Annotated in this window: 16 protein-coding genes and 1 tRNA gene; 4 read left to right on the forward strand and 13 right to left on the reverse strand. The window is 34.9% G+C overall.

Annotated elements, in window-relative coordinates; all coding sequences use genetic code 11:
* Positions 1 to 67: 67 nt before the first annotated feature.
* Both rpoD and E2R67_RS03070 read left to right on the forward strand, forming a co-directional pair.
* A complete protein-coding gene (gene rpoD / locus E2R67_RS03065; protein WP_134289474.1) occupies positions 68 to 1,909 on the forward strand; it encodes an RNA polymerase sigma factor RpoD in 1,842 nt (613 codons plus the stop codon).
* Between the two features lie 152 nt (positions 1,910 to 2,061).
* A tRNA-Ile gene (locus E2R67_RS03070) sits at positions 2,062 to 2,138 on the forward strand.
* A 176-nt stretch (positions 2,139 to 2,314) separates the two neighbouring features.
* Here the strand turns inward: E2R67_RS03070 and kdsB are convergent.
* From kdsB to E2R67_RS03130, 13 genes are all read right to left on the reverse strand, one after another.
* Positions 2,315 to 3,094, reverse strand: coding sequence for a 3-deoxy-manno-octulosonate cytidylyltransferase (kdsB, locus tag E2R67_RS03075; RefSeq protein WP_134289475.1), 780 nt, complete (start codon positions 3,092 to 3,094; stop codon positions 2,315 to 2,317).
* Between the two features lie 459 nt (positions 3,095 to 3,553).
* Positions 3,554 to 4,207, reverse strand: coding sequence for a sulfotransferase family 2 domain-containing protein (locus E2R67_RS03080; protein WP_134289476.1), 654 nt, complete (start codon positions 4,205 to 4,207; stop codon positions 3,554 to 3,556).
* Between the two features lie 181 nt (positions 4,208 to 4,388).
* Positions 4,389 to 7,862, reverse strand: coding sequence for an HAD family hydrolase (locus E2R67_RS03085; RefSeq protein WP_134289477.1), 3,474 nt, complete (start codon positions 7,860 to 7,862; stop codon positions 4,389 to 4,391).
* A 222-nt stretch (positions 7,863 to 8,084) separates the two neighbouring features.
* Positions 8,085 to 9,086, reverse strand: a complete 1,002-nt coding sequence (locus E2R67_RS03090; RefSeq protein WP_243836936.1) for a KpsF/GutQ family sugar-phosphate isomerase — start codon at positions 9,084 to 9,086, stop codon at positions 8,085 to 8,087.
* A 117-nt stretch (positions 9,087 to 9,203) separates the two neighbouring features.
* Positions 9,204 to 10,943, reverse strand: coding sequence for a polysaccharide biosynthesis/export family protein (locus E2R67_RS03095; RefSeq protein WP_243836937.1), 1,740 nt, complete (start codon positions 10,941 to 10,943; stop codon positions 9,204 to 9,206).
* Positions 10,943 to 11,353: a hypothetical protein gene (locus E2R67_RS03100; RefSeq protein WP_134289478.1), complete on the reverse strand. Its 411-nt coding sequence runs from the start codon at positions 11,351 to 11,353 to the stop codon at positions 10,943 to 10,945. The genes E2R67_RS03095 and E2R67_RS03100 overlap by 1 nt, the downstream gene beginning before the upstream one ends.
* A 56-nt stretch (positions 11,354 to 11,409) precedes the next feature.
* Complete coding sequence (locus E2R67_RS03105; protein ID WP_134289562.1) at positions 11,410 to 12,489, reverse strand: KpsE/RkpR family capsule polysaccharide export protein; 1,080 nt, start codon at positions 12,487 to 12,489, stop codon at positions 11,410 to 11,412.
* Positions 12,490 to 12,646: 157 nt separating this feature from the next.
* Entirely contained in the window at positions 12,647 to 13,312 is a 666-nt protein-coding gene (locus E2R67_RS03110; RefSeq protein WP_134289479.1) for an ABC transporter ATP-binding protein, read from the reverse strand.
* The gene (locus tag E2R67_RS03115; RefSeq protein WP_134289480.1) at positions 13,309 to 14,091 is read right to left on the reverse strand and encodes an ABC transporter permease; all 783 of its coding nucleotides are present in this window, start codon (positions 14,089 to 14,091) and stop codon (positions 13,309 to 13,311) included. Before E2R67_RS03115 ends, E2R67_RS03110 begins: the two co-directional genes overlap by 4 nt.
* 248 nt (positions 14,092 to 14,339) lie before the next feature.
* A complete protein-coding gene (locus E2R67_RS03120) occupies positions 14,340 to 15,548 on the reverse strand; it encodes a capsule polysaccharide biogenesis protein (protein WP_134289481.1) in 1,209 nt (402 codons plus the stop codon).
* Positions 15,545 to 17,452 carry a capsule polysaccharide biogenesis protein gene (locus E2R67_RS03125; protein WP_243836938.1) on the reverse strand — a complete coding sequence of 636 codons (1,908 nt, stop codon included), beginning with the start codon at positions 17,450 to 17,452 and terminating at the stop codon, positions 15,545 to 15,547. The genes E2R67_RS03120 and E2R67_RS03125 overlap by 4 nt, the downstream gene beginning before the upstream one ends.
* Positions 17,453 to 17,457: 5 nt before the next feature.
* Entirely contained in the window at positions 17,458 to 17,670 is a 213-nt protein-coding gene (locus E2R67_RS16815; protein ID WP_243836939.1) for a hypothetical protein, read from the reverse strand.
* Positions 17,671 to 18,249: 579 nt separating this feature from the next.
* Positions 18,250 to 19,890 (reverse strand): sensor domain-containing diguanylate cyclase, encoded by a 1,641-nt coding sequence (locus E2R67_RS03130; protein ID WP_134289482.1) that lies wholly within the window; start codon positions 19,888 to 19,890, stop codon positions 18,250 to 18,252.
* 601 nt (positions 19,891 to 20,491) lie between these two features.
* On the opposite strand from E2R67_RS03130, the gene E2R67_RS03135 reads away from it, so the two are divergent.
* Together E2R67_RS03135 and E2R67_RS03140 are read left to right on the forward strand one after the other, a co-directional pair.
* Positions 20,492 to 20,881 (forward strand): DUF2750 domain-containing protein, encoded by a 390-nt coding sequence (locus tag E2R67_RS03135; RefSeq protein WP_134289563.1) that lies wholly within the window; start codon positions 20,492 to 20,494, stop codon positions 20,879 to 20,881.
* Between the two features lie 98 nt (positions 20,882 to 20,979).
* Entirely contained in the window at positions 20,980 to 21,636 is a 657-nt protein-coding gene (locus E2R67_RS03140; protein ID WP_134289483.1) for a DUF1007 family protein, read from the forward strand.
* Positions 21,637 to 21,693: the final 57 nt, after the last annotated feature.

Raw genomic sequence — 21,693 nt, forward strand, 5'->3', positions numbered from 1 at the left:
GTATAATCGAGCGCTTATATTTTTTCCCATTTACACCACATTTTACGACTAATTTTGGATGGTACCTATGGCGCAAACACCTCAATCACTACTTAAAGAGTTGATCATTAAAGGTAAAGAGAACGGTTTCTTAACGTTCGCAGAAGTAAATGATCATCTTCCGCAAGATATCGTGGATTCTGAGCAAATTGAAGATATCATTCAAATGATTAATGACATGGGGATTCGTGTTGTTGAAACAGCACCGGATGCAGATGATCTTATATTATCTGGAACGGATAACGATGAACCTGATGAAGATGCAGTAGAAGCAGCGGCACAAGTTTTAGCAACGGTTGAATCAGAAATCGGCCGTACAACCGATCCAGTACGTATGTACATGCGTGAAATGGGTACTGTTGAGCTATTGACGCGTGAAGGCGAGATCGTTATTGCTAAGCGTATCGAAGAAGGCATCAAAGAAGTACAAAATTCAGTTTCTGAATACCCTGCCACTATCCGTAACTTATTAGATAACTACGATAGCTACGAAGCAGAAGAAATGAAATTAACTGATTTAATCAGTGGCTTCATTGATCCAAATGACGATATGACACAAGCCGTTAGTGCAACTAATATCGGTTCAGAATTATCAAATAAAGAATTAGATGATGACGAAGAAGTAGAAGATGCTGAAGAAGAAGAGGAAGGTCCAAAAGGTCCTTGCCCTGAAGAAGCATTAGAGAAATTTACAGAATTACGTCGTTTAAATAACATCGTAGAAAAATCAATTGCGAAAAATGGTCGTAAACATGCTGACACACTAGCAGCGATACAAGAGCAAGCAGAATACTTCCAGCAGTTTAAACTGATCCCTAAACAATTTGACCGCATGGTGAAATTGATCCGCGGCAATATGAATGCGGCTCGAATACAAGAACGTTTAATATTAAAAATCTGTGTTGAGCAATGCAAAATGCCTAAAGCCGATTTCATTAAAATGTTCAAAGGCAACGAAACAAATAGCGCTTGGTTAGAAAAACTATTATCAGGTAACGAACCTTATGTAGCAGGCATTAAAGAATCTGAAGAAGATTTAGAGCGTTGTATTCGTAAAATGCTAGCCATTGAAGATGAAAGCGCATTAACCATTACTAACTTGAAAGAAATTTCTCGCTCAATGAGCATTGGTGAAACCAAAGCTCGTCGTGCAAAAAAAGAAATGGTTGAAGCTAACTTACGTCTTGTTATCTCGATTGCTAAGAAATACACAAACCGTGGTTTACAGTTCTTAGATTTAATCCAAGAAGGTAATATCGGCCTAATGAAAGCCGTTGATAAATTTGAATACCGTCGTGGTTACAAATTCTCAACTTACGCGACATGGTGGATCCGTCAAGCAATTACTCGTTCAATTGCTGACCAAGCACGTACCATCCGTATTCCTGTACATATGATTGAAACGATTAATAAATTAAACCGTATCTCTCGTCAAATGTTACAAGAAATGGGTCGAGAGCCACAACCAGAAGAATTAGCAGAACGCATGATGATGCCTGAAGATAAAATTCGTAAGGTATTAAAAATTGCTAAAGAGCCAATTTCAATGGAAACGCCAATCGGTGATGATGAAGATTCACACTTAGGTGACTTCATTGAAGATACAACGATTGCATTACCAGTAGATAGCGCAACAAGCGAAAGTCTTAAGAATGCAACAAACGATGTATTAGAAGGCTTAACAGCTCGTGAAGCGAAAGTATTACGTATGCGTTTTGGTATCGATATGAACACTGACCACACATTAGAAGAAGTGGGCAAACAGTTCGACGTAACCCGTGAGCGTATTCGTCAAATCGAAGCAAAAGCATTACGTAAACTACGTCATCCAAGCCGTAGTGAACAACTTCGCAGCTTCTTAGACGAATAAAAAGGTAGTTAAATAGGCAAATAACGCAAAAGAAAGGCAACATTATTTAATTTATTTTAAAAATGTTATCTTTTACGCTGATTAAATAAGCAATCAATCGCGATAAGCTAGACAGGTAAAACAGTAGCTTATATAATCAGCCCACAATTTTAGGCCCTTTAGCTCAGTTGGTTAGAGCATACGACTCATAATCGTCAGGTCCCCCGTTCGAGTCGGGGAAGGGCCACCATATATAGCAAGGCGTAGCAGGTTAATACCTACTACGCCTTTTTTATATCTGCAATAAGGGGTGTAGTTGTGGGTGTAGTTAGGGACTTACTAACATGACGATTAGTCATTTTTATCCAAAAAAAGAGCTCATTAGAGCTCTCTTTAATCATTTAAAATGTCATCTACTTCTTAGCGTTAAGCTTGTTTGATAATATCAATAACCCGAGCTAAATCTTCTTCTGTATCAACGCCGTGTGCCGGTGCAGAAGCAATAATACCGCATTGAATGGTAATACCATGTTGTAGCGGCCTTAACTGCTCAAGGGACTCTAACTGTTCAAGTGGAGAAGCAGATAGTGTTGGAATACGCTTAAGCGTATCAACACGGTACGCATACATACCTATATGACGATAAACATCAGTTTCAGGTAATATCTCACTGCCTGCGGCAAATTCATCGCGTGGCCACGGAATAGGCGCTCGGCTAAAGTATAAAGCCTCATTACTATGACTCAATACCGCTTTAACAACATTTGGGTTGGTAAAATCTGCAAAGGTTTTGATGGGAGTAACCAGCGTAGCCAAACCAGCACCAGATGAATTTTTCAATAAATCAGCAACATCACTAATTAGTTGAGAATCTATTAATGGTTCATCACCTTGCAAATTAACAACAATATCATCATCTGCCCAGCCTGACTTTTCAGCCACTTCAGCCAATCGTTCCGTGCCAGAAGAATGGTTAACGGAGGTCATCGCCACATCACCGCCAAAACCTTTTACCACTTCTGCAATACGCTCATCATCAGTTGCAACCACAATACTACTAAAGCCAGCTTCTAAAGCACGTTGATAAACATGCCAAATCATCGGATGCCCAACAATATCGCGTAAAGGCTTACCCGGTAAACGGCTAGAGCCAAAGCGGGCAGGGATGACTATGTGAATTTGATTCGTTAAAAGAATGTAATTCATTATAAATAACCTTAATAAATAACTTTAAAATATATTCAACATTAACTTTATCAGTAATTTGTTTATACATTCGATGTATCTAAAATTATGATTACTGCCTCACATGACCATTAAAAAGTATAAATTGTATCAGAATAAATACTACGGTGATTCCGTATCTGTTTATCAAAAAATAACGTACTTCATAAGTAATTAAGGAACTTTGAGTTTTATTATTAATGGGAGAATAAATATTGTCATAGTCATAACTAACCTACATATAAATAAAAGAATAATATCAACTACATCAGCAATAAAGGAATTATTAAAGCATATATGATTTATTGATGAATATTCTTTTATAATATGTATTTGACAAAGTTAAGCTAAGCGGCTAACAAAAAAACTCTTCCATAATGTTTTTTGATAATAACTATTAATTATCCAAATATTTTATTAAATTTATTCTAAATTAATACATCAATCATTATCTAACTTTTCAAATTTATAACCAAACGCATTAATATCATCTAAATAAATATCTCTAACCTCTCTACGAGTATGCCCGTTATAATAATGACTATAGTGTTTATGTTTTGATTTGTTTATTACAGGGAGAGCAGGTAACGATATACCATATTCAGATTCTACAAATGCCTGAACAACTTTAAAATCTTCAGGTAAAGATTCAAATCTACATATAAACTTGCTTAGCATACCTGAACGGCTTTTTAAAATACTCATTTGAGAGCGAATATGAACGTCAGAAATTTCTTTATGATGTACTTTTAATTTATCTACAAAATCACTAAAACTCATATTTTTTTGCATATCATAAGAAGATAAGCGTTCATGCCAACCATCTTTTCTATTTATTTTATCGCTATAAGTTGAGATCAGTCGATCCCATGGGTTCCTAACTACAGTAAAAGAAAAACAACTAGGGAATAATTCTTCAGCTTCAGCTTTAGTAATTTGAAATTCAGCAAATATTTTATGTACTTTTTTAGAATCGACCTCTTTTGGTAAATCTAATAATGGTAATAATGATGACTTTACTGATGAATTTGCACACTTGGGCATACCCAAGAATATAATATTATGTTTTGGTAATTTATAATAGACTGGTTGCATGTTAACCTCATAATTGAAAATACTTTCATAGTACTAAAGTTTCGTCATCCAATAATAGGATGATATCCATTCGGTGATAATAAGACTTAAACTTATACAACAATATAAATTGTAAAGTTGATAATATAATTTATTTAAGTCAGGTAAATAGTTTAAATATTATAATTCTTTTCACAATCCTTTATATATTAAAAAACTTGCAAATAGGTTTCAAAAATTTTGAATCTCGTAAAAATGCTCGAGGATTAGTTTTAAATTTTCGTATTTTCCTTTTATATATAGATAAGGTTTGTTCCTTAAAAGGAAGTATTTCAGAATTTGAATTAGATTCGACGTTACTTACAAAATTAGAATTAACTAAAACTTTGGCTCCCTCTTTCCACCAACTATCTTTCAAAAAATCAGAATAATTAGCATTTGTAATTTTCGAATATAAGACACTAGGTATAAGATAGCGTGAATTGTTTCCTCCAAATTGGTCCACAAAAGAAATATCATCAAACATTTTTGCATCCTTAAGTAAAGGGGATTGAATAAATTTAATATAAGATTTAAGTGAACGAGTTGGTGAAACTTCATATATTAGAACATTTCCACCTACAGATTTTTTTATTATCGAAACATAATCTTTAACTCCTTCATGTACCTCTTCTACAACTTTGAACCTACGGTTTTCATCCCCAGAAACATAAACCTCTTTTAGTTCCCCTTCTTTACGAATGAATTTTTTAAAAGAAGGTATTGCTGGAAGAAACAAAAATTCAAACATCCCAATATTTTTACAATATGGATGTTGGCTAAATTTATTCTCTTCAAAATTAGCCAAGTAACCTTTAATATCGAAGCCTTTATCATAAACAGATTTTGCACCATAAAATGTCATAAAGTAATAACCTCCAATATCAGTGCGCCCCCCCAATAATTTACCTAAATAATTTTGTAATGATGCATTATGACCAATATCAACGATTGAGGATTTTCGTTTAGAATTGATACCGGTAGAATCCAGATACTGAAGCAAACAATCGCGTTCTTCTTTGGCCTTAGTTAGAATTAAATCTTTATTAAGAAGTAAAAAAAGTTTAAACTTTTTAAGTTGACTACTGCGTTTTATATCAACTACCTGCTCAATATTATCAAACCCAGCATCCTTTACTTTTTTTATATCTATTTCACTTTTTTGAATGTCAAATCGAGCTTCCATTATTTGATGTAGTGCGACTTTTGAAAACGCAAGAGAAGTAGAGTCTAAAATATCTTGCTCTGTTTCCAAACTAGCAGAACTATAACAACGTCGAGAAGCAAGAAGATAATGAGACTTAGGGGCATTAGGTATATTTGAACTAATTTCATCATAAATAGTTTTGACTAAATAACCATCTCGAGCCAAAAAGTATAAATCTTCAACTCCATCTCTGATCGCTTGTTCAAGAATCCATTTTGTGAAGCCTAGTAAAACTGGACCACAAGCTTCAAAACCCAATCTATACGGCTTCCCTTCAAACCAATCCGTTTTTGTTTGTTTGTTATCATAAAACTTCCGAGAAATAGCACCGTGCATTAAAGATGAGCCTAAACTATCACTAATCTCTGATGGGTGATATATATCAGAGTATAAACGAGATGAAACATAAGTATCTTGGATTAAAGGTATATGTATAGCTGAAATCCCTGCCTCTTTAGCTTTTAAAAAGTCAGATAAATAGTTATCACCAATATGTAGAATTGAACCTCCTACTTGCTCTGATTTTACAAATTCAAACAACGTCCCAGATTTCTTAAGAAGGTTATATTCACTTGAAACATAACATTTATCATAATTACTATAACCGAGCTTTCGTACAATAAATTCAATATCAGAAGCAGGCAAATACATATCTGAAACTAGTATTACTTTTTTACCCAATGCTATTGCATGATTATAGAGTTCCTCCCCTAATTTTCGAACCATCATAACTTCATTTTCAATACGAATTTCTAACTTGCGCAGTTTTACAATACTTTTTTTCGATAAGTTCGTTAATAATCTAATTTTGTTATAGACATCTAGAAAACTAATCTCTTCTTTGTTATCACTTCTGATTTTTTTAATTACATTATTGGCTGCTCGTTCTCTTAAACGCCTAAATCCACCATATTGTATTAATGATTTATTTTCACTAGAAAAAATTGCAGTAGCTTCTGTATCCATTAGATCAAAAACATGATTCGGATGCATCAATCGACGTGTAATTAAGGTGTCAAAAATATCAAATGAGATTACATCATGCTTTTCGATTTCTCTTTTAACGTCAAAAACATTTACAGGCTGATTCGAAAACATGTTTACTGATTGAGTTGAAGACATATGAGAAGCAAATCTATTTAAATCGTCCATAACCTGTTTAGTTTGAATACCAGCAGTAAGCTGATCAAAAATAAGTTGTTCATTTTCAGGTTCTTTAAAATAATCGAATTCAATACTTCCATTACGGTGTTTTTTTATCGCCTCATCCAAGAAAGCATATAGCCAATCACCATTCTGTACCTTAGAATTCATTAATGGGTAATAACGAGTCAATAGATGGTATAAAGCGCCATCAAAATTAACTTTTGCATCTAGGTTGCTGTCTAGAACCACAGCAGCTTCTTCTAATTCCCCTGCATTGAAGGTAGCCAAATGCGAGTTGCCAATCGAAAATAGTGGCTTCCTCCAAAATACAGCTTGAAGTCCAACAGATGACGAAACTGTTGCAACTGCGTCCACATAAGGTAAAATCCACTGTGAACACCAACGAATTTTTTGAATTTTTGAATTATATAAAAGATTAGAGTATTCTAATTGTAATTTCTCAAATTCAGTTTGAATTATAAAGTTTTTATCTGCAGCATGAAAAGTGACGTAGATACCAATAGATGGATCAACTCTTTTTAAAATATACCTTACTAAATCTAATTGGCATTTTATATCTGAATTTTCAGGTAGATTATCATCGAAAGCAAAATATTTCGAAACTTGCAAAGGGACTAATATAACTTTTTTGTAATTCCCTCGTATATCATCAGATTTAATTGGATTATATCTATCAATAAAATCTGCGTAGGTACTTCTAAGTGCAGTAAGACGTTCCAATTGCTTTTCTGTAACTTTCAAATTAATTAATTCATTTTTAAATTTACGAATATAACTATCTTTATAAATACCACAAGGATCAAAGCAACCAAGCTCAGGAAATGGCGCTCGAGATAAAGCCCCAAGCATACTATTTAAGAATGCAGCATTAGGAAATAAACTTTTAAGATAAGGTGCATTACTTTCATAACAAATAATAACATCTGGAATAAATGTTCCTAAAGATTTTTTGCAAAGCTCTTCCATTGCTTTTTTATCTTTATCTGAATACTCTCCTGTATACCATTTACTAGCAATAACGTTACTTTCAGGAAACAAGTCTGATATATTTTTTTGAATAATAGAATGAATTTTTACATCTTCTAATAATTTTTCTTCATTCGCAGCTTTTACAACTTCCTGACTAGATAAAAGATGAACTTCACAATTTGAATTCTTTTTTAAAGCAAGCATCTCTTTTGAAATGTGATTTCTTATTGTTCCTAATCTAAAAAGGGTGTTACCTAACTCTTTACGAGGCTCTATAAAATATAGTACTTTCATGAAAATCCTTAAAAAATATTAAAAATTAGATTTTACGATCCACTAACTAGTTCTTATACAAAGTAGAAACGTTACTTTCTATTGAAACAATTACTCTATGGCTAGCTACAAAAAAATCACCATAACAATTACCAAAATTTAAATATTGCTTACATAATAAACTTGGCTAATTAGAATAAATTCAATCAAACCTAGCCAATACAAAACTCACAATATAAAAATTTAAATTTTATATATATCAATTAATCCAACAACTAAATGTAAATCATTAAGAACAATAAGAGATGATACTTTTCCATCTTGCATTTTCTCTTCAGCGTCATTTAACATGTCATGCTCAAAACACACTATAGGTGCAGCACTCATCACATCTTGAGCTCTAAATTCGCTAAGCAGCTTATCCCCTCCTAACGAACGACGTAAATCACCATCTGTAATGACACCAACGAGGTTCTTATTGTTTGTTACGATTGCGAGCCCTTTACGCCCTTTATTCATCGTGATAATGACATCATTCATCTTATCTAAAATATCGACAATTGGCAGATTTTCATTTGTCATAACATCTTTAACTTGTGTTAACAAACGTTTCCCTAATGACCCTCCAGGATGAAAGCGTGCAAAATCATTCGGTGCAAAACCACGTTTATGCATCAGTGCAATAGCAAGCGCATCCCCTAAGGCCGTCGTTAATGTGGTCGAGGTGGTTGGTGCTAAATTGTTGGGGCAGGTTTCTTTTTCCATTTTCAGCTCTAACACGGCATTTGAGTTTTTAGCCATGGTTGATTCAGCATTGTTACAAATAGAAATAATCGGGTTAGCAAACCCTTTCAACGATGGGATCAATTGTAACACTTCATCGGTTTCGCCACTATTTGAAATGAGGATCACCACATCTTCTTTAGTGATCATCCCTAAATCGCCATGAAAGGCTTCACCAGGGTGAACAAAAAAACTTGGCGTGCCTGTAGAGGCTAACGTAGCACAAATTTTACGCCCAATAAGACCTGATTTCCCCATACCAGAAATAATAATATGCCCTTTACATTGATACATGTAACTTAACGCTTTATGAAACTCTAACTGATTAAAGTTATTGCCTAATGAAAGTAGCGCTTCACCCTGCTCTGTTAATGTTTTTTGAATGCTTTCCAGCGCTGAACCTTCAAATGGTGTTTGCTCATATGCTTTATCAACATTTAATTGCATGCTACTACTGTTCATTTTTACCTTCTTATTTCTATACGTTTATTCGGTTTAATTATTAGTTGTTAATTAGCCTTCGCCAAATAAAGTACATCAACTAATATCAATGATTCATTAACTGGTGCTTAAACTGCACTATATGCTCAAGGCAACATTTGCTGCGACGGCTATTTGATATAAAATTTGAGTGATATCTTTCACTGTTTGCAGGGTTTTTGCTTCCACCTTTGGCATCACGATAATTTGATCACCACGTTGAATTTGTGTATCGGTATCGAAGATTACCGTGCCGTTTGCTCTCACAATAGAGATTCTTTGATCTTCCGCTCGTTCGGTAAATCCCCCCGCCCAAGCAATATAGTCATCGACTTTTGCTTCGCTATTAAAAACGATGGCTTGTGGTACTGTTACCTCGCCAGCCACCTGAACCAGGTCAGTATAATGAGGTATAACAATTTTATCACCTTTTTCTAACAAAATATTCGCAGAATGGCCATTATCAGACACAATCACCTTACCCAGCGGCTGAACTTTGCGTGCTTTTTCAGTGAATTGCATGACCATTTCAGCTTCTTTAGCACGAAGTGATGCATCACCATCGGAAGAAACAGGTGTTGTAAATACGCTACGTTCAAGTCTATCAAGCGAATCATTAAGTAGTTGTTTTTGGCGTTGAGCGACACTTTCACGCAAAATATAAATTGATTTTTGATCGGTGAGTGCTGGGTTGATAGGTATATGGCTGAGTAAATCATGTAATCGAGTAGTGTTTTTAACCGTAAAATATGATGGCCCCATGTAACTGCCCGATATTTGAACATCAATAATTTGTGTATGTTGATCAGCATTAAACACAACGCTATCGCCATCTTGCAATGAAAAACTTTCAAAGTCTGCAGCTTCTAAATACACAGAGAAAGGCCCTGTTTCACGATGTCCATAAACGCCAATATGACTTATTTTCGCTAATGGTTTCGCATAGCTGGCTAATTCTTTACCTGTAGATATTTTATTAATAAGTTCAAATCGAAACGGATTACGTACCGCACCAGATACATTAATCGCTGATTTTTGTGGTTTCACTAATATAATGTCTTTATCTTTAAAGTTTATATTAGGAAGCTGTCCCGTTTGTACGAATTTGTATAAATCAATGGCCATGACCACTTGATTGTTTCTTAGCACTTGAATATCACGATAGCTGCCACGCTCAGAGTCGATCCCTCCCGCGCGCTTCAGAAAATACAACAAACTATCCGACGCCATTCCCGCATATTGACCTGGGCGAATGACAGGTCCAGAAATATAAACACTGACAGGCGTAGCAGATAGTAAATTGACATAGACATTGACATTATTGGTATAGGTCGCTTTAATTTTATTGGTTACGAAGGTATTGATATTACTTGCTTTTACCCCTTGTACTTTTATCGGGCCAATTTTGGGAATAAAAATATTGCCCTGATTATCTACTGTAACGAGATCAGAGTAATTAACCCCACCCCACATCCAAATATTAATTTTATCGCCGGCTGCAATCAGGTAGTTGTTACTCAAACCATCACTTCTTTCAGATTCGTAACCTCCAGCAAATAAATTAGCACCGTAAGGCGGCGGTAGCACTTCCCTAGATGAAGGTAATAGTCGGTTGATATCAACTTCACCCGGTAACAGTAAATCGCTTCTTCCTTTTTGTTGATATGTTTCACTACTCAATGTATTCGTTGCAAGAGAAGGAGCCATACCAATTTCAGGAATACCGAAGCCAGAGTTATTATCTTGTGTACTATCAATTGAACTTGGTTCAAAGGCAGCAAAAACAGGCTGCGCGATAAAGATAAGACATAGCATGTTAAATTTCAGAATATTCATCATTACATCTCCACCGAATAGTGAGTGTCAATTATCTCATTTTCGAGAAACCAACCTTTGTCCATTTTGTCATTGCTATCAATAAAATAATTTTCACAGGCAATCCGTTTACTTACTTCTTTATTGTTATCTTCAAATATTAATTCTCGACACGTTACCCCTAAAGCAGAAACGTAAAATGGACTTAACATAATTTTATAGCGTTGATGTGAGAGCATGGACTGATTTTCATCTTCTAAAAGCGGCCAATACTGTAACGGCAACATGATTTTGTCGGGTTTTTCCATCGAAGGTGTCACTAACGCTAATGAAGCACTGACGGTGCGAGGCCCACTAGAGCAAGCGCTAAGAACTAATAATGAACCCATTATTAGTGTTTTTCTAAGAATAATGCGTGTAAATACTTTTTTCATAATAGACAAACTCAAATAGGTTTAGGGTTAATGGGGATTAAAAAGGTAACAACTAATTAGTCATGATGTTCTTTAATTACCGATAGGATTAATCGCCCAACCAAATAAATAAGCAAAATGACAACAAACCAAGTAAAAATGCTATACAAGCGTTCAGGGTATCGCTGATCTTCCGCCAACCTTGGGTGCACAATCACTAACAAATATTTAAGGTTTTCAAAGGCTTCAGCACGAGTAACTTCTAAACTTGTCAAAGCCGATTTATACAGGTCAGCCGCAAATACAGCATTAAGCTCTAGCTCCTTGAAATCAAAATTTATTTTATTCAGTGATTTTTTATCTTGATTGGTCAACCGAGATTTCTCTTCTTGTAATTGTGACGTTAAAGCCGTTATTTCATAACCTAAGGCTTTTATCTCAGGGGCATCAGCCCTTAAATAAGCTTGAAGTGATTTCAATTGAGTTTTCTTTTCTATCAAGGATGACTCTATTTCATTGATCACAGAAAACAATGCGGCACTTTGCATTTCAGGATTAAACAATGAATTTTTATCTTGAAAATTAATGAGTTTAATTTGTTGTTTTTTCAAATCATTATAAGCTCTTTGTACTTCACCTTTTGCATAGTCCATGTGTTGTTGTGCCATATCATCACCAAGACCATTAATTAGCTTTTTACTAATATCCAATAAGCTTTGTGCTAATAGCAATGCATATTCAGGATCAAAGCTTTCAGCCTCTACTAATAATATTTCTGACAATTCATCATAACGTACAGTGACGTGATCTTGATAGTAAGTAACATATTCTTCTTTTGAACTGTTCTCTCTTAACCGGCTTAGTGCATCCCAACTTTTTTGTTGGTAATGTGCCCTTAAACCAATCTCATTATCTAATGCAAAGGCCATCTCTTGCGATAGAATATACTCTTGTAAAATTAATGCATCTCGTGTTGACGTGGAAGAGCCGCCCAAAGCCATTAACCCCCCCAATTGTACTGATTGACTTGATGCTTGTTTAACCACAAACTGTACTTGACTCACATACCGGGGAGAAGCAATTAACGTAAAATAAACGATCACTAATAATGAAGCTAACAACACTAAGGCGAAAGAGCCTATTTTAGCTCTTGCCATATAAATCGTTTTTCGCGCCTTTATGTAAGCTTTTGAATCTACAAAAAATGATTTAGGATTACGTTTCAACTTTTTAATTTTCCGGTGAGAAGTTGATAATAATTCAGGTTTATTTATTTTATTAGAATTATTACTACTTAGTTGATTTGTATTTTCATTACTTAACATAGATATCCCGATATTTTTTTATTGCCTCACCCAAACTATCAAAAAATATTAAATTTTGTTCATGAATAAGTACTCCCGCATCACAATACTTTTTAAGGCCGCGTATAGAATGATTAACCATAATTAATTTAGTTTTTTCATATTTATCTAGCAATAATTTTTCACTTTTTTTTCTAAAATTAGCATCACCAACCGCGCCTAACTCATCAATTAATAACACATCAAAGTCAAAGTCAAAGCCCATGGTTAAGCCAAAGGTAATACGAGCTCTCATACCACTAGAATAATTTTTTACGGGTTCATCAAAAAACCGTCCTATTTCAGCAAACTCTTCAACTTGTTGTTCAATCGCTTTAGTATTGTTATAACCATGGATACGCGCTACAAATCGTACATTTTCACGCGCGCTCATAGAGCCTTGCAGGCCCCCTTGTAACCCTAAGGGCCAAGATATATTTTTTTGGGAATGAATACGTCCGCGACTTGGCATATCGGCGCCCCCCATAAGTCTAATCAAGGTTGATTTCCCCACACCATTGGGGCCTAAAATGGCAATATTACGATCCGTAGGCAGACTAATATTCACGTCTTTAAAAACGTAATGACGTCCTTTTTTTGTTTTATAGTATTTATCTAAATGCTCAAAATGGATCATGTTGTAATAAACCTCAACCTATTCACATAAAAGGTTGTCAAACCTAAGCTAAAACTCACTAACGCACATATTCCTAGATATAACCAACTGCCAACAGGTGTCACATAAGTACTAAAGTAAGCATCTCGACTAAGTTCCATAACATGAAAAATCGGGTTCCAATCAAATAAATACCAATATGTAGTAGGGATCATAGTCGCACTGTACATTATTCCAGAGATAAAAAGCAGTGGACGAGTGATAATACCTACCATTTTTTTAGCATCTCCCCAATAGGACATTGCACTACATAGCATCAGGCCAAAGCCTATCGCCATTAAAGCTAACAAAGCACTTGCTGCAAGGACTTTTAAAAAGTCATCGGGCACAACATCAAAACCCAGCCAAGCCAAAAAGCTAAAAATAATACAATAGACAATAAGGTAAATAGATAATTCAATGATAACTCTAGTCACAATAGGGTCAATGGCAGACACTTGACGGTAAGCCATTAACGCCTTATTAGCTTCTACCGCTGAAGACAGGTGATTTAATAAATTAGTGAAAAGTTTGAATGGCAGCAAAGCAACAAATAAAAATACGGCAACCGGTATATTGGCCAGACTATGCCGCCCTACTAAGGTAAAGATAAGCCCCAAAACCGCAACAGTAGCAATCGGTTCCATAAGCGCCCAGAAATAACCTAAGCGGTTGGCGCCAAACCGAGTTTTTATTTCACGCATCATTAATGCATGGACCGTATCTCGCATAATAATTAGTGAGGATCTATTTTTATTCACGTGAACTCATTTCAATTTTTGCAATTAATGGGTATTGGTTATTTTCTTTTTCTATTTTTCAATTCACTGTAGGAAAACAAACCAACAACATATAATTATTTTATAAGAGTGTGATAATAGGGGAATCGCTATCTCTTATCAACCAAAACTAAGGTCAACTAAAATGAAGAGCGAACCTAAAATCAGATGCAGTTGGGAGTTTTCATATTCCCCATCTGCATTCTCTTTTTTTACATGGGGTCATTTCATTATTTTTTTGAACGACAAGCTGAATTAATTTTTAAATATAAGTTTTCTGCTAGTTTTTCAGAACGCTTATAAAAGTCACCAGAAATCTGACTCTGTTGGCAAAGATAAGTTCTAAATTTAGCAAATAATAGAGAGTCAACTTTGAAACTATCTTGCCAAAATTCATCCAAATTTTTGCCATAAGTAAGCCCTTCAATATTGTAAATCGCTTTGCCTAAGGCAATAGTGGGTAAACTATGTATTAAAGCAGAAAGTCCAACTGTACTATTAACGGTGACCACTCCTTTTGCATGCTTATAAATATCTGGCAAGTTAAAATCATGCCCATACAAGACTCGGTCGCCTAAATCCAACTCATTAGTTAATTGTTTAATAAACTCGCCATAATGTGCAAAACCACGATTCTGCGGATGATGCTTTATTAATAATGCTTGCTCAGGGCCTGCATTTACGGCAAAAGAATGCATTATTTCTGAAATGGCTTCTGTAACAAATTCAAAACGAGAATGTTCTCTTAATTGAAAATCCACTTCAACTTGTAAAGGCAAAAGAAAAAATTGTTTATCATATTGCTTAATAAATCGTTTATAACGTTTCGAATCACCTAATTTAGAAAACCACTTTTGTTTAAAGCTTTTTAGCCAAAAAATCGTTTCTTGTGGCATCGTCCATGGACGGTGATGAGAATAATGACGGTACACTTTTTTTGTAAAGTGTATATAAAGATAATAGATAGTCGCAAACCAAGCTCGCTGAGCAAAAGTAGGACCTACCATCAATGAGCTTTTTATTGCTTGAGGTTGTATCGCTTGAAATTTTTCAGGATGATTGAATAAAGAAGAGTTTGCATTACACCCATCTTTTTCCAATGTCACAAACCCCATTCGAAGGTAGCCTTCTTCCAATGCCCAAAAATCGATCCCACATTCAGTTGCTACCTGTTTGGCGATTTTATGGTAGAAGCGACAGTCACCATAAACAATCACTGTCGCAATGCTATGCTCTTTAATAAAATCGCTTAAATATGCATGCCATTTTTCACTTTCATCCACATATTCAAAAACATGATCCGCTCCTGAATAATGTCTATCACCTCCGTTAAAGTTAATTTTATAGGTTTGGTGACCCTGTGCTGAGACATAGTGTGCGAATTTTTTAAAAAATGGACCAAGTGGCCCTTGTAAAAACAGTATATTTTTCATTTTCATTTCAAGTACATCGCTTCGTAGAGGTAACGGATTTTGCGGATGAATCGAGAGAGCTTGGTACTTTTCAAAGATCTACTTTGCAAAGTGTTATTGCTGCGCATTGCAGTTAACAAATCAATCACTCTTTCTGGCGATGTTAATAATCCTGTCGTCCAATCAACGTATTTTGGGTACATAATTAAAGTGGCAAAAACTAATTGATTTAAGGTTAATTTATTGTGACGTTCCACAAAATCGAGTAGATCAGTGGTTAAACCCCAACCTGCATAAAATGGTGAACCATAGGTATTAACTTTTTTTCCTCTGAGCAACGCTTCAAATCCAGTCAAAGAGGTTAATGTACACACTCTATCGCACAATTCCAACACGGAAGTGATATCCACGTCCGCAAGATAAACATCAGCAAACGCTAAGGCAGCTTCTTCACCAAGCGCTCCAGGCCTAACACCAGAATAGAGATCGGGGTGTTCTTTATAGATAACGAGGCTATCGGGGTAATCTTGACGTACTTGCTTTAACAAAGCTAAATTCGTTTTTATTGTTCCACGACTATTAGCGATTGACTGATCTTGCTCAAATTGCCCAGGTACTAAAATTATTTCTTGCTGGCTTGCTGATAACTTATGCAAGGTTTGCATTGTAGCCAATGCGGCATCGGATAAATGCTTTTCCCCAACATTGTATTTGCTTACAGCACGTTCAACGACTGACTGAGCGAGTCGATGCGCTCGTAAATTTTGCTCTTCTGTTAGCTCGATTGTATTAAGAATATCAACGATATCAGATGGCTTATCGGGGACATAATACATACTCTGTTTATCAATCACTAAGGATGAAGGTCGACGTAAATCCGCACCGAGTCCAATTGAACGAATAAAACCATCCTCAATAAACCATACTGGACAGGATTTTTTCAGCTCTGCTACCCACTCGCTGTGATTCGCTCCCCACAATAAAACCGCTACATTGGATGTTGATGAGACTATTTTTTTTAACTTATTTTGGTTGTTAATAAAAACAACTTTTTTTGCCATACGTCCGACAAACTGTTTTATAAAAGCACGCTTCCAAAGAGAAAAAGAGAACGCATAACAAACGTCTACTGTTTCACCTTGAATATTCAATTGCAGTGTCAACCAATCTATAATTGTCTCTACTTCACACAATTCGCTTGTTTCAGGATTTAAATAATCTGGATACTTTATTAACGCGGCACTAATAAGCTCAGTCAATGTTAATTTCTGAGTACGTCGTTCGCAAATTTGCTTATCTATCGTTAATCCCCAGCCGGCATAAAAAGGCATGCCATAACAATGAACAGGTACCCCATATAACAACCCTTCAAAACCTAATTGTGAAGTAACGGTATAAACTCGTTCAACCTTGTTGAACAGTGCTTTAATTTCGCAGTCATCAGCTAATAACCGCACTCTAGAATCCGAACAAGTAGTAGTATCAAGATAACCTTGTTTTTTACCTTTAATAACATCGGGATGGGTTTTAACGATGACCAAGTGCTCTGGATAATCAGCCAATGCATCGGAAATCATTTGCGTGAATGCTTGAGTAGAGCCTAAGCCATATTCAACAGACATATCACCAGCTGTTTGATCGACGACTAAAATAACACTATGTTCAGCTTGATCCGCTAACCATTGTGGAAGAGAGTTTCGTTTATGATTATATTTGGAGATTCCAATTTCAGTAAGCTGTTGACATAACCTTTGCCCCCGTTTTTCTAGCTCAGGAGTAAACCATTGTTTTAACGACAAGCATAACAATTCAAGCTCATTAGATCGTGTCGCGTCGTAGTAGATGCCTGTTTTATCTTGAATCAATGATAAGCGCTTTGACTTATCCGTTGGGTGACCTAAATAACCAATAAAACCATCTTCTAAGGACAAGTAATCTAAATTATTTTGAATGGCGAATTGTTTGGCTTTAATTGTATTTTTTTATTACCCCAACCAACCACTCGATCTTTTTCCAAAATTAAAGGACGATTCCGAATAAATCCCCTTTGTATTTTTTTTACTTTGTCGCCCAAAAACAAGCTTAGATCAGAATTAGCGGCAATACCTTTTGATGCGGTCCAGATAGTCGGTTCTATTTTTGTAGGCATGTATTCCTCTAAACTAAATGGAAATTTTATCTAATTAATCACGAATTAAACCGCTATTAAACTCTAAACTGCATTGTTCTTATTTGTGATTAATAATTATACCAATCACGATAAATAGCTTACTTTTAGCACATTAATTTTCTAAAAATAATAGCACAAAAATTTGCGAGCAACAGTACACCTTTAATCATGTTTGAGTATAAATTTGACTCTTTCAACAATTCTTTATATCACAACTTATATCATTATTTACAATTGTTTATATTACTATTTACTTTATTTATATCGATAGTTCTTTTTACTATTCCTCATCGTAACTGGAGTGACATACACTCAAAAAACCATCACTGGGTTAGAAATGTTATGAAAGGTCGACGAAAGTGGTTAAGCTGCAAACAAATCAATTAGCTTATAAAGGTGACATGATCTTTGGACTTAAACGCTCATAGGTGAGCTAGTTATCATCTAATTACAAATTGAATATTAATTATCTAATTTTTTATAATGTATGAACGCTACAGAAAAAAATTAAATTTACCAGTTATAGAGAGACGGAATATAGTGGATATACGGTATATATCACGCTTTTATTATTTTATTTCTTCCTGTCACTTTAGCTCGGTACAAGGCTCTATCGGCTCTCTGCAGCCAATCTTCAAAGTATTCATCAATTAACATCGTTGCCATTCCCGCACTGAAAGTAACCTTGTTAGCGGGTGAAAAATCCATTCCTTCAATTGTTTTACGAATTGTTTCCATATGATCAAAAACCACATCGGAAGTTGTTTCTGGAATGAGAATAACAAATTCTTCTCCCCCCCAACGGCAAACAATGTTTTCTTTACGCACGTTAGAAAGTAAAACCGTTGCAACACGACGTAAAACATCATCTCCAACATTATGACCACACTTGTCGTTAATCGCTTTAAAGTCATCGATATCCAACAAAACCAAGGTCATGCTGTGGCCATGTCTGCTGGCGCGAGAAATTTCTTTTTCAACTAAGACATTAAAAGCGCGGCGATTATAAAGTTGAGTTAAAGAGTCTTTCGAAGCAAGCTCTTCAAGCTTATCATTCTGCTCACTAAGCAGTTGATTTTTGTTAGAGATCTCTTGAGTTCTATAAACAATCATTTGTTCTAGATTGGTTGTATGATGATATATTTTTTGTGCACTATCGTAAAAAGCTTTCGAGAGCTCTCCGATTTCATCTTTAGCATTTACTAGGATTAAATCATTTCCATTTTTCGCTTCTTTTACACTTTTGGTTAGCTCTACGATAGGCTTGGTTATTCTATTAGACAAACGACTGATTAATAATAAAAAAATCGCCGTTAACAAAATAGAAATCATCAATATATTGCGCATAATATTGTTAATTTCTCGAAAAACCTCAGACTCGTTGGTTGTAATAAAAAAGTTCCAGCCAGGCAAATAATCGATTTTTGAGAAAGTCACTATTTTGGATTCATTATTTATCATGTCTAGATATTGTCCGTATCCATCGTACTGTTTTCTGGTTTGTTTTGTTATTTTATAAAATCCAGGAAAAGTTTCGCTTTCTTCCTCTTGTAAAGTCACTTTCATTACAAAGTCTTGTATTGGATGAGAAACAACAAGATCGTTAGAATCAGTTAACCACGCAAAGCTGCCTTTTGATAATTTAATGCTCGATAGTTTATTAGAAATAACCCCGAGTGGAACAGCGACAGCCAAGGTGGCAAGCCATTTATTATTAATATCTAAACGAGGAACGGCAACAATAACAACAGGATCTGGGGTAAAGCGGCTATAAAGAGGAACCGTAATATTATATGTTTTGTTTTCCCATTGCTCGTTACGTAAAAACAAGGGATGGTCCACTTTATGGTGGCCGCCAGAAGCATCAGTTAAATTTAATTCATTATCAACATAAATCGCATTAATAAAATCTCCATTACCAATATTTATTAACCTCTGCAATTTGTGAATGATTGCAGCTTGATCATTGGACTTTATTTGAGGATCGTCGCTAAGCATGCGCAACATAGCCACATATTTAGCGAACTCTTTGCTTAATAATGCGGCATGCATTTTAGATATTTCAGAAGAGTTTTCTAATTCTAATTTAAGAATATTATCTCTTTCATTCACAAAAACGGCTAATAAAAGCAAAGAAATAAAGGCGATCATAAGCAGAGAATAAGTAGTAACCACTTTGGCTTTTATACTATGAAACATAACACCTCTTAAAAACCTATTGTTTATGCTTACTATGAATACAAGTTGATGATATGGCGTTAAGAATAAATAATATGGGCTAATTCACAATTAAGAAGAAGAGTTATTATTATTATACCAATCACGATAAATAGCTTATCTATTTTACTGGCTAAAACAGCCCACTTCTCCGTTATACTTTTATTTTGTAGATGTCGTAAAGGGACTGCCATTAAATTATTAAAGTGTTTTATTTAAAACTACCGATAGAAGGTTAACGAAGTTAACCTCTCGAAAGGTGTCAATTTATGCCTTGAATTCAACTGTTTTTCCTTCGTAAAATTTAAATAACATATTTAACGCAATCGGTATTATTTAAATTCAGGCTATTAAAGGTAACTGAATAGACTGAAAAATCAACGAAAAAGTACAAGAAATCAACTTACTAAGTACTTTTATAGACACTTTTTTATTTTAATAATACTTTTAAAATACAATTAAACAGCCCACTATTACTATTGAGATAGCTAAATGCTCGTTATTCATTACAACTTTATTCACAATGCTAGTAAAATTAATTATTTACTTTAAGCTAAAACAATACTTAATTAAGAGTGGATATATCATGAACGCTTTACCCCCTGAACGTATTAAAGAAATTCTAAAATTAGACCAACAACAACGCTTTCAATACCTTTGTAAAGAAGTGAATAAACAACAACAAGTTTGGTTGTTAATTGATGAGCACGGTTGTGTGATGCTTAATACTGAAGATGAAGACTGTGTACCAGTTTGGCCAAATAAAGAGTTTGCGGAAGATTGGGCGACTGAAGAATGGTCTCACTGTAAAGCAGAAGCAATTAGCTTAGAAAAATGGCGTCAACGTTGGACACAAGGTTTAGAAGAAGATGAACTATCTATTGTTGTATTCCCTGATAAAGACCTCAATGGTTTAATTTTCTTCCCAGACGAATTTGAACATGAGTTATTATTACAAAATAAAAAAAGATAATAGTTAAACGCTGGCTCTCAATGTCTTTATTAATAGAGCATTGAGTGCTGAGTTCTTTTATCGCAATTCTTTACATTGTCATATTTTAAGAGATTCATATGCTAGCTTACCTTTTTTCTTTAACTCGCATTTTATTTAAAAAATTACTTTTGATTTGTTGCTTATTTGTACCAATATTCGCTTCTGCTCATCCACACTCTTGGGTTGATACAAACACTTATATCAACAGCAACGATACGCATATCACTTCTTTGTATATGACTTGGACTTTTGATCAAGAGACCTCTGAGTATATGTTACAAGGTGAAGATACAAGTGCGGAGCATATCGAAAAGACATTACAGAGGCTTGCTGAAGGTGTGGTTAACAATATGTATAACGAGCATTACTTTACCTACTTTTATGCGAATGAATCACCTGTTCGCTTTAAAGCTGCTCGTTACCCTCAATTAATACGAAAACAAGATAAATTGATATTGAGCTTTGAGATCCCTTTATCTAAGCCTGTCGTTTTTTCACAAAACAACTTTAAATTGTTTATTTATGATCCGACTTATTATGTAGATATGTCTTGGTTAAATGAGCAAGAAATGCAAGTTTCAGAGCAAATCGCAAAACGATGTAAGGGGAATATATTAGCGGCAGGAGCGTCACAGGGAGAGCGTGATTATGTGCTTGCATTAGCAGCAGATGTAGCACCTGATGATGGTCTTGGAGAACGCTTTTCTCAACAATATGAATTACTTTGCAATTAAGATTCAAAGCCGTTAAAAGCATAAAACCCTGAAGGATTTTATGCTTTTAAGTTGCTC

Origin of the sequence: Psychromonas algicola (genome assembly GCF_004378355.1) — a bacterium.
GTDB lineage: Bacteria > Pseudomonadota > Gammaproteobacteria > Enterobacterales > Psychromonadaceae > Psychromonas.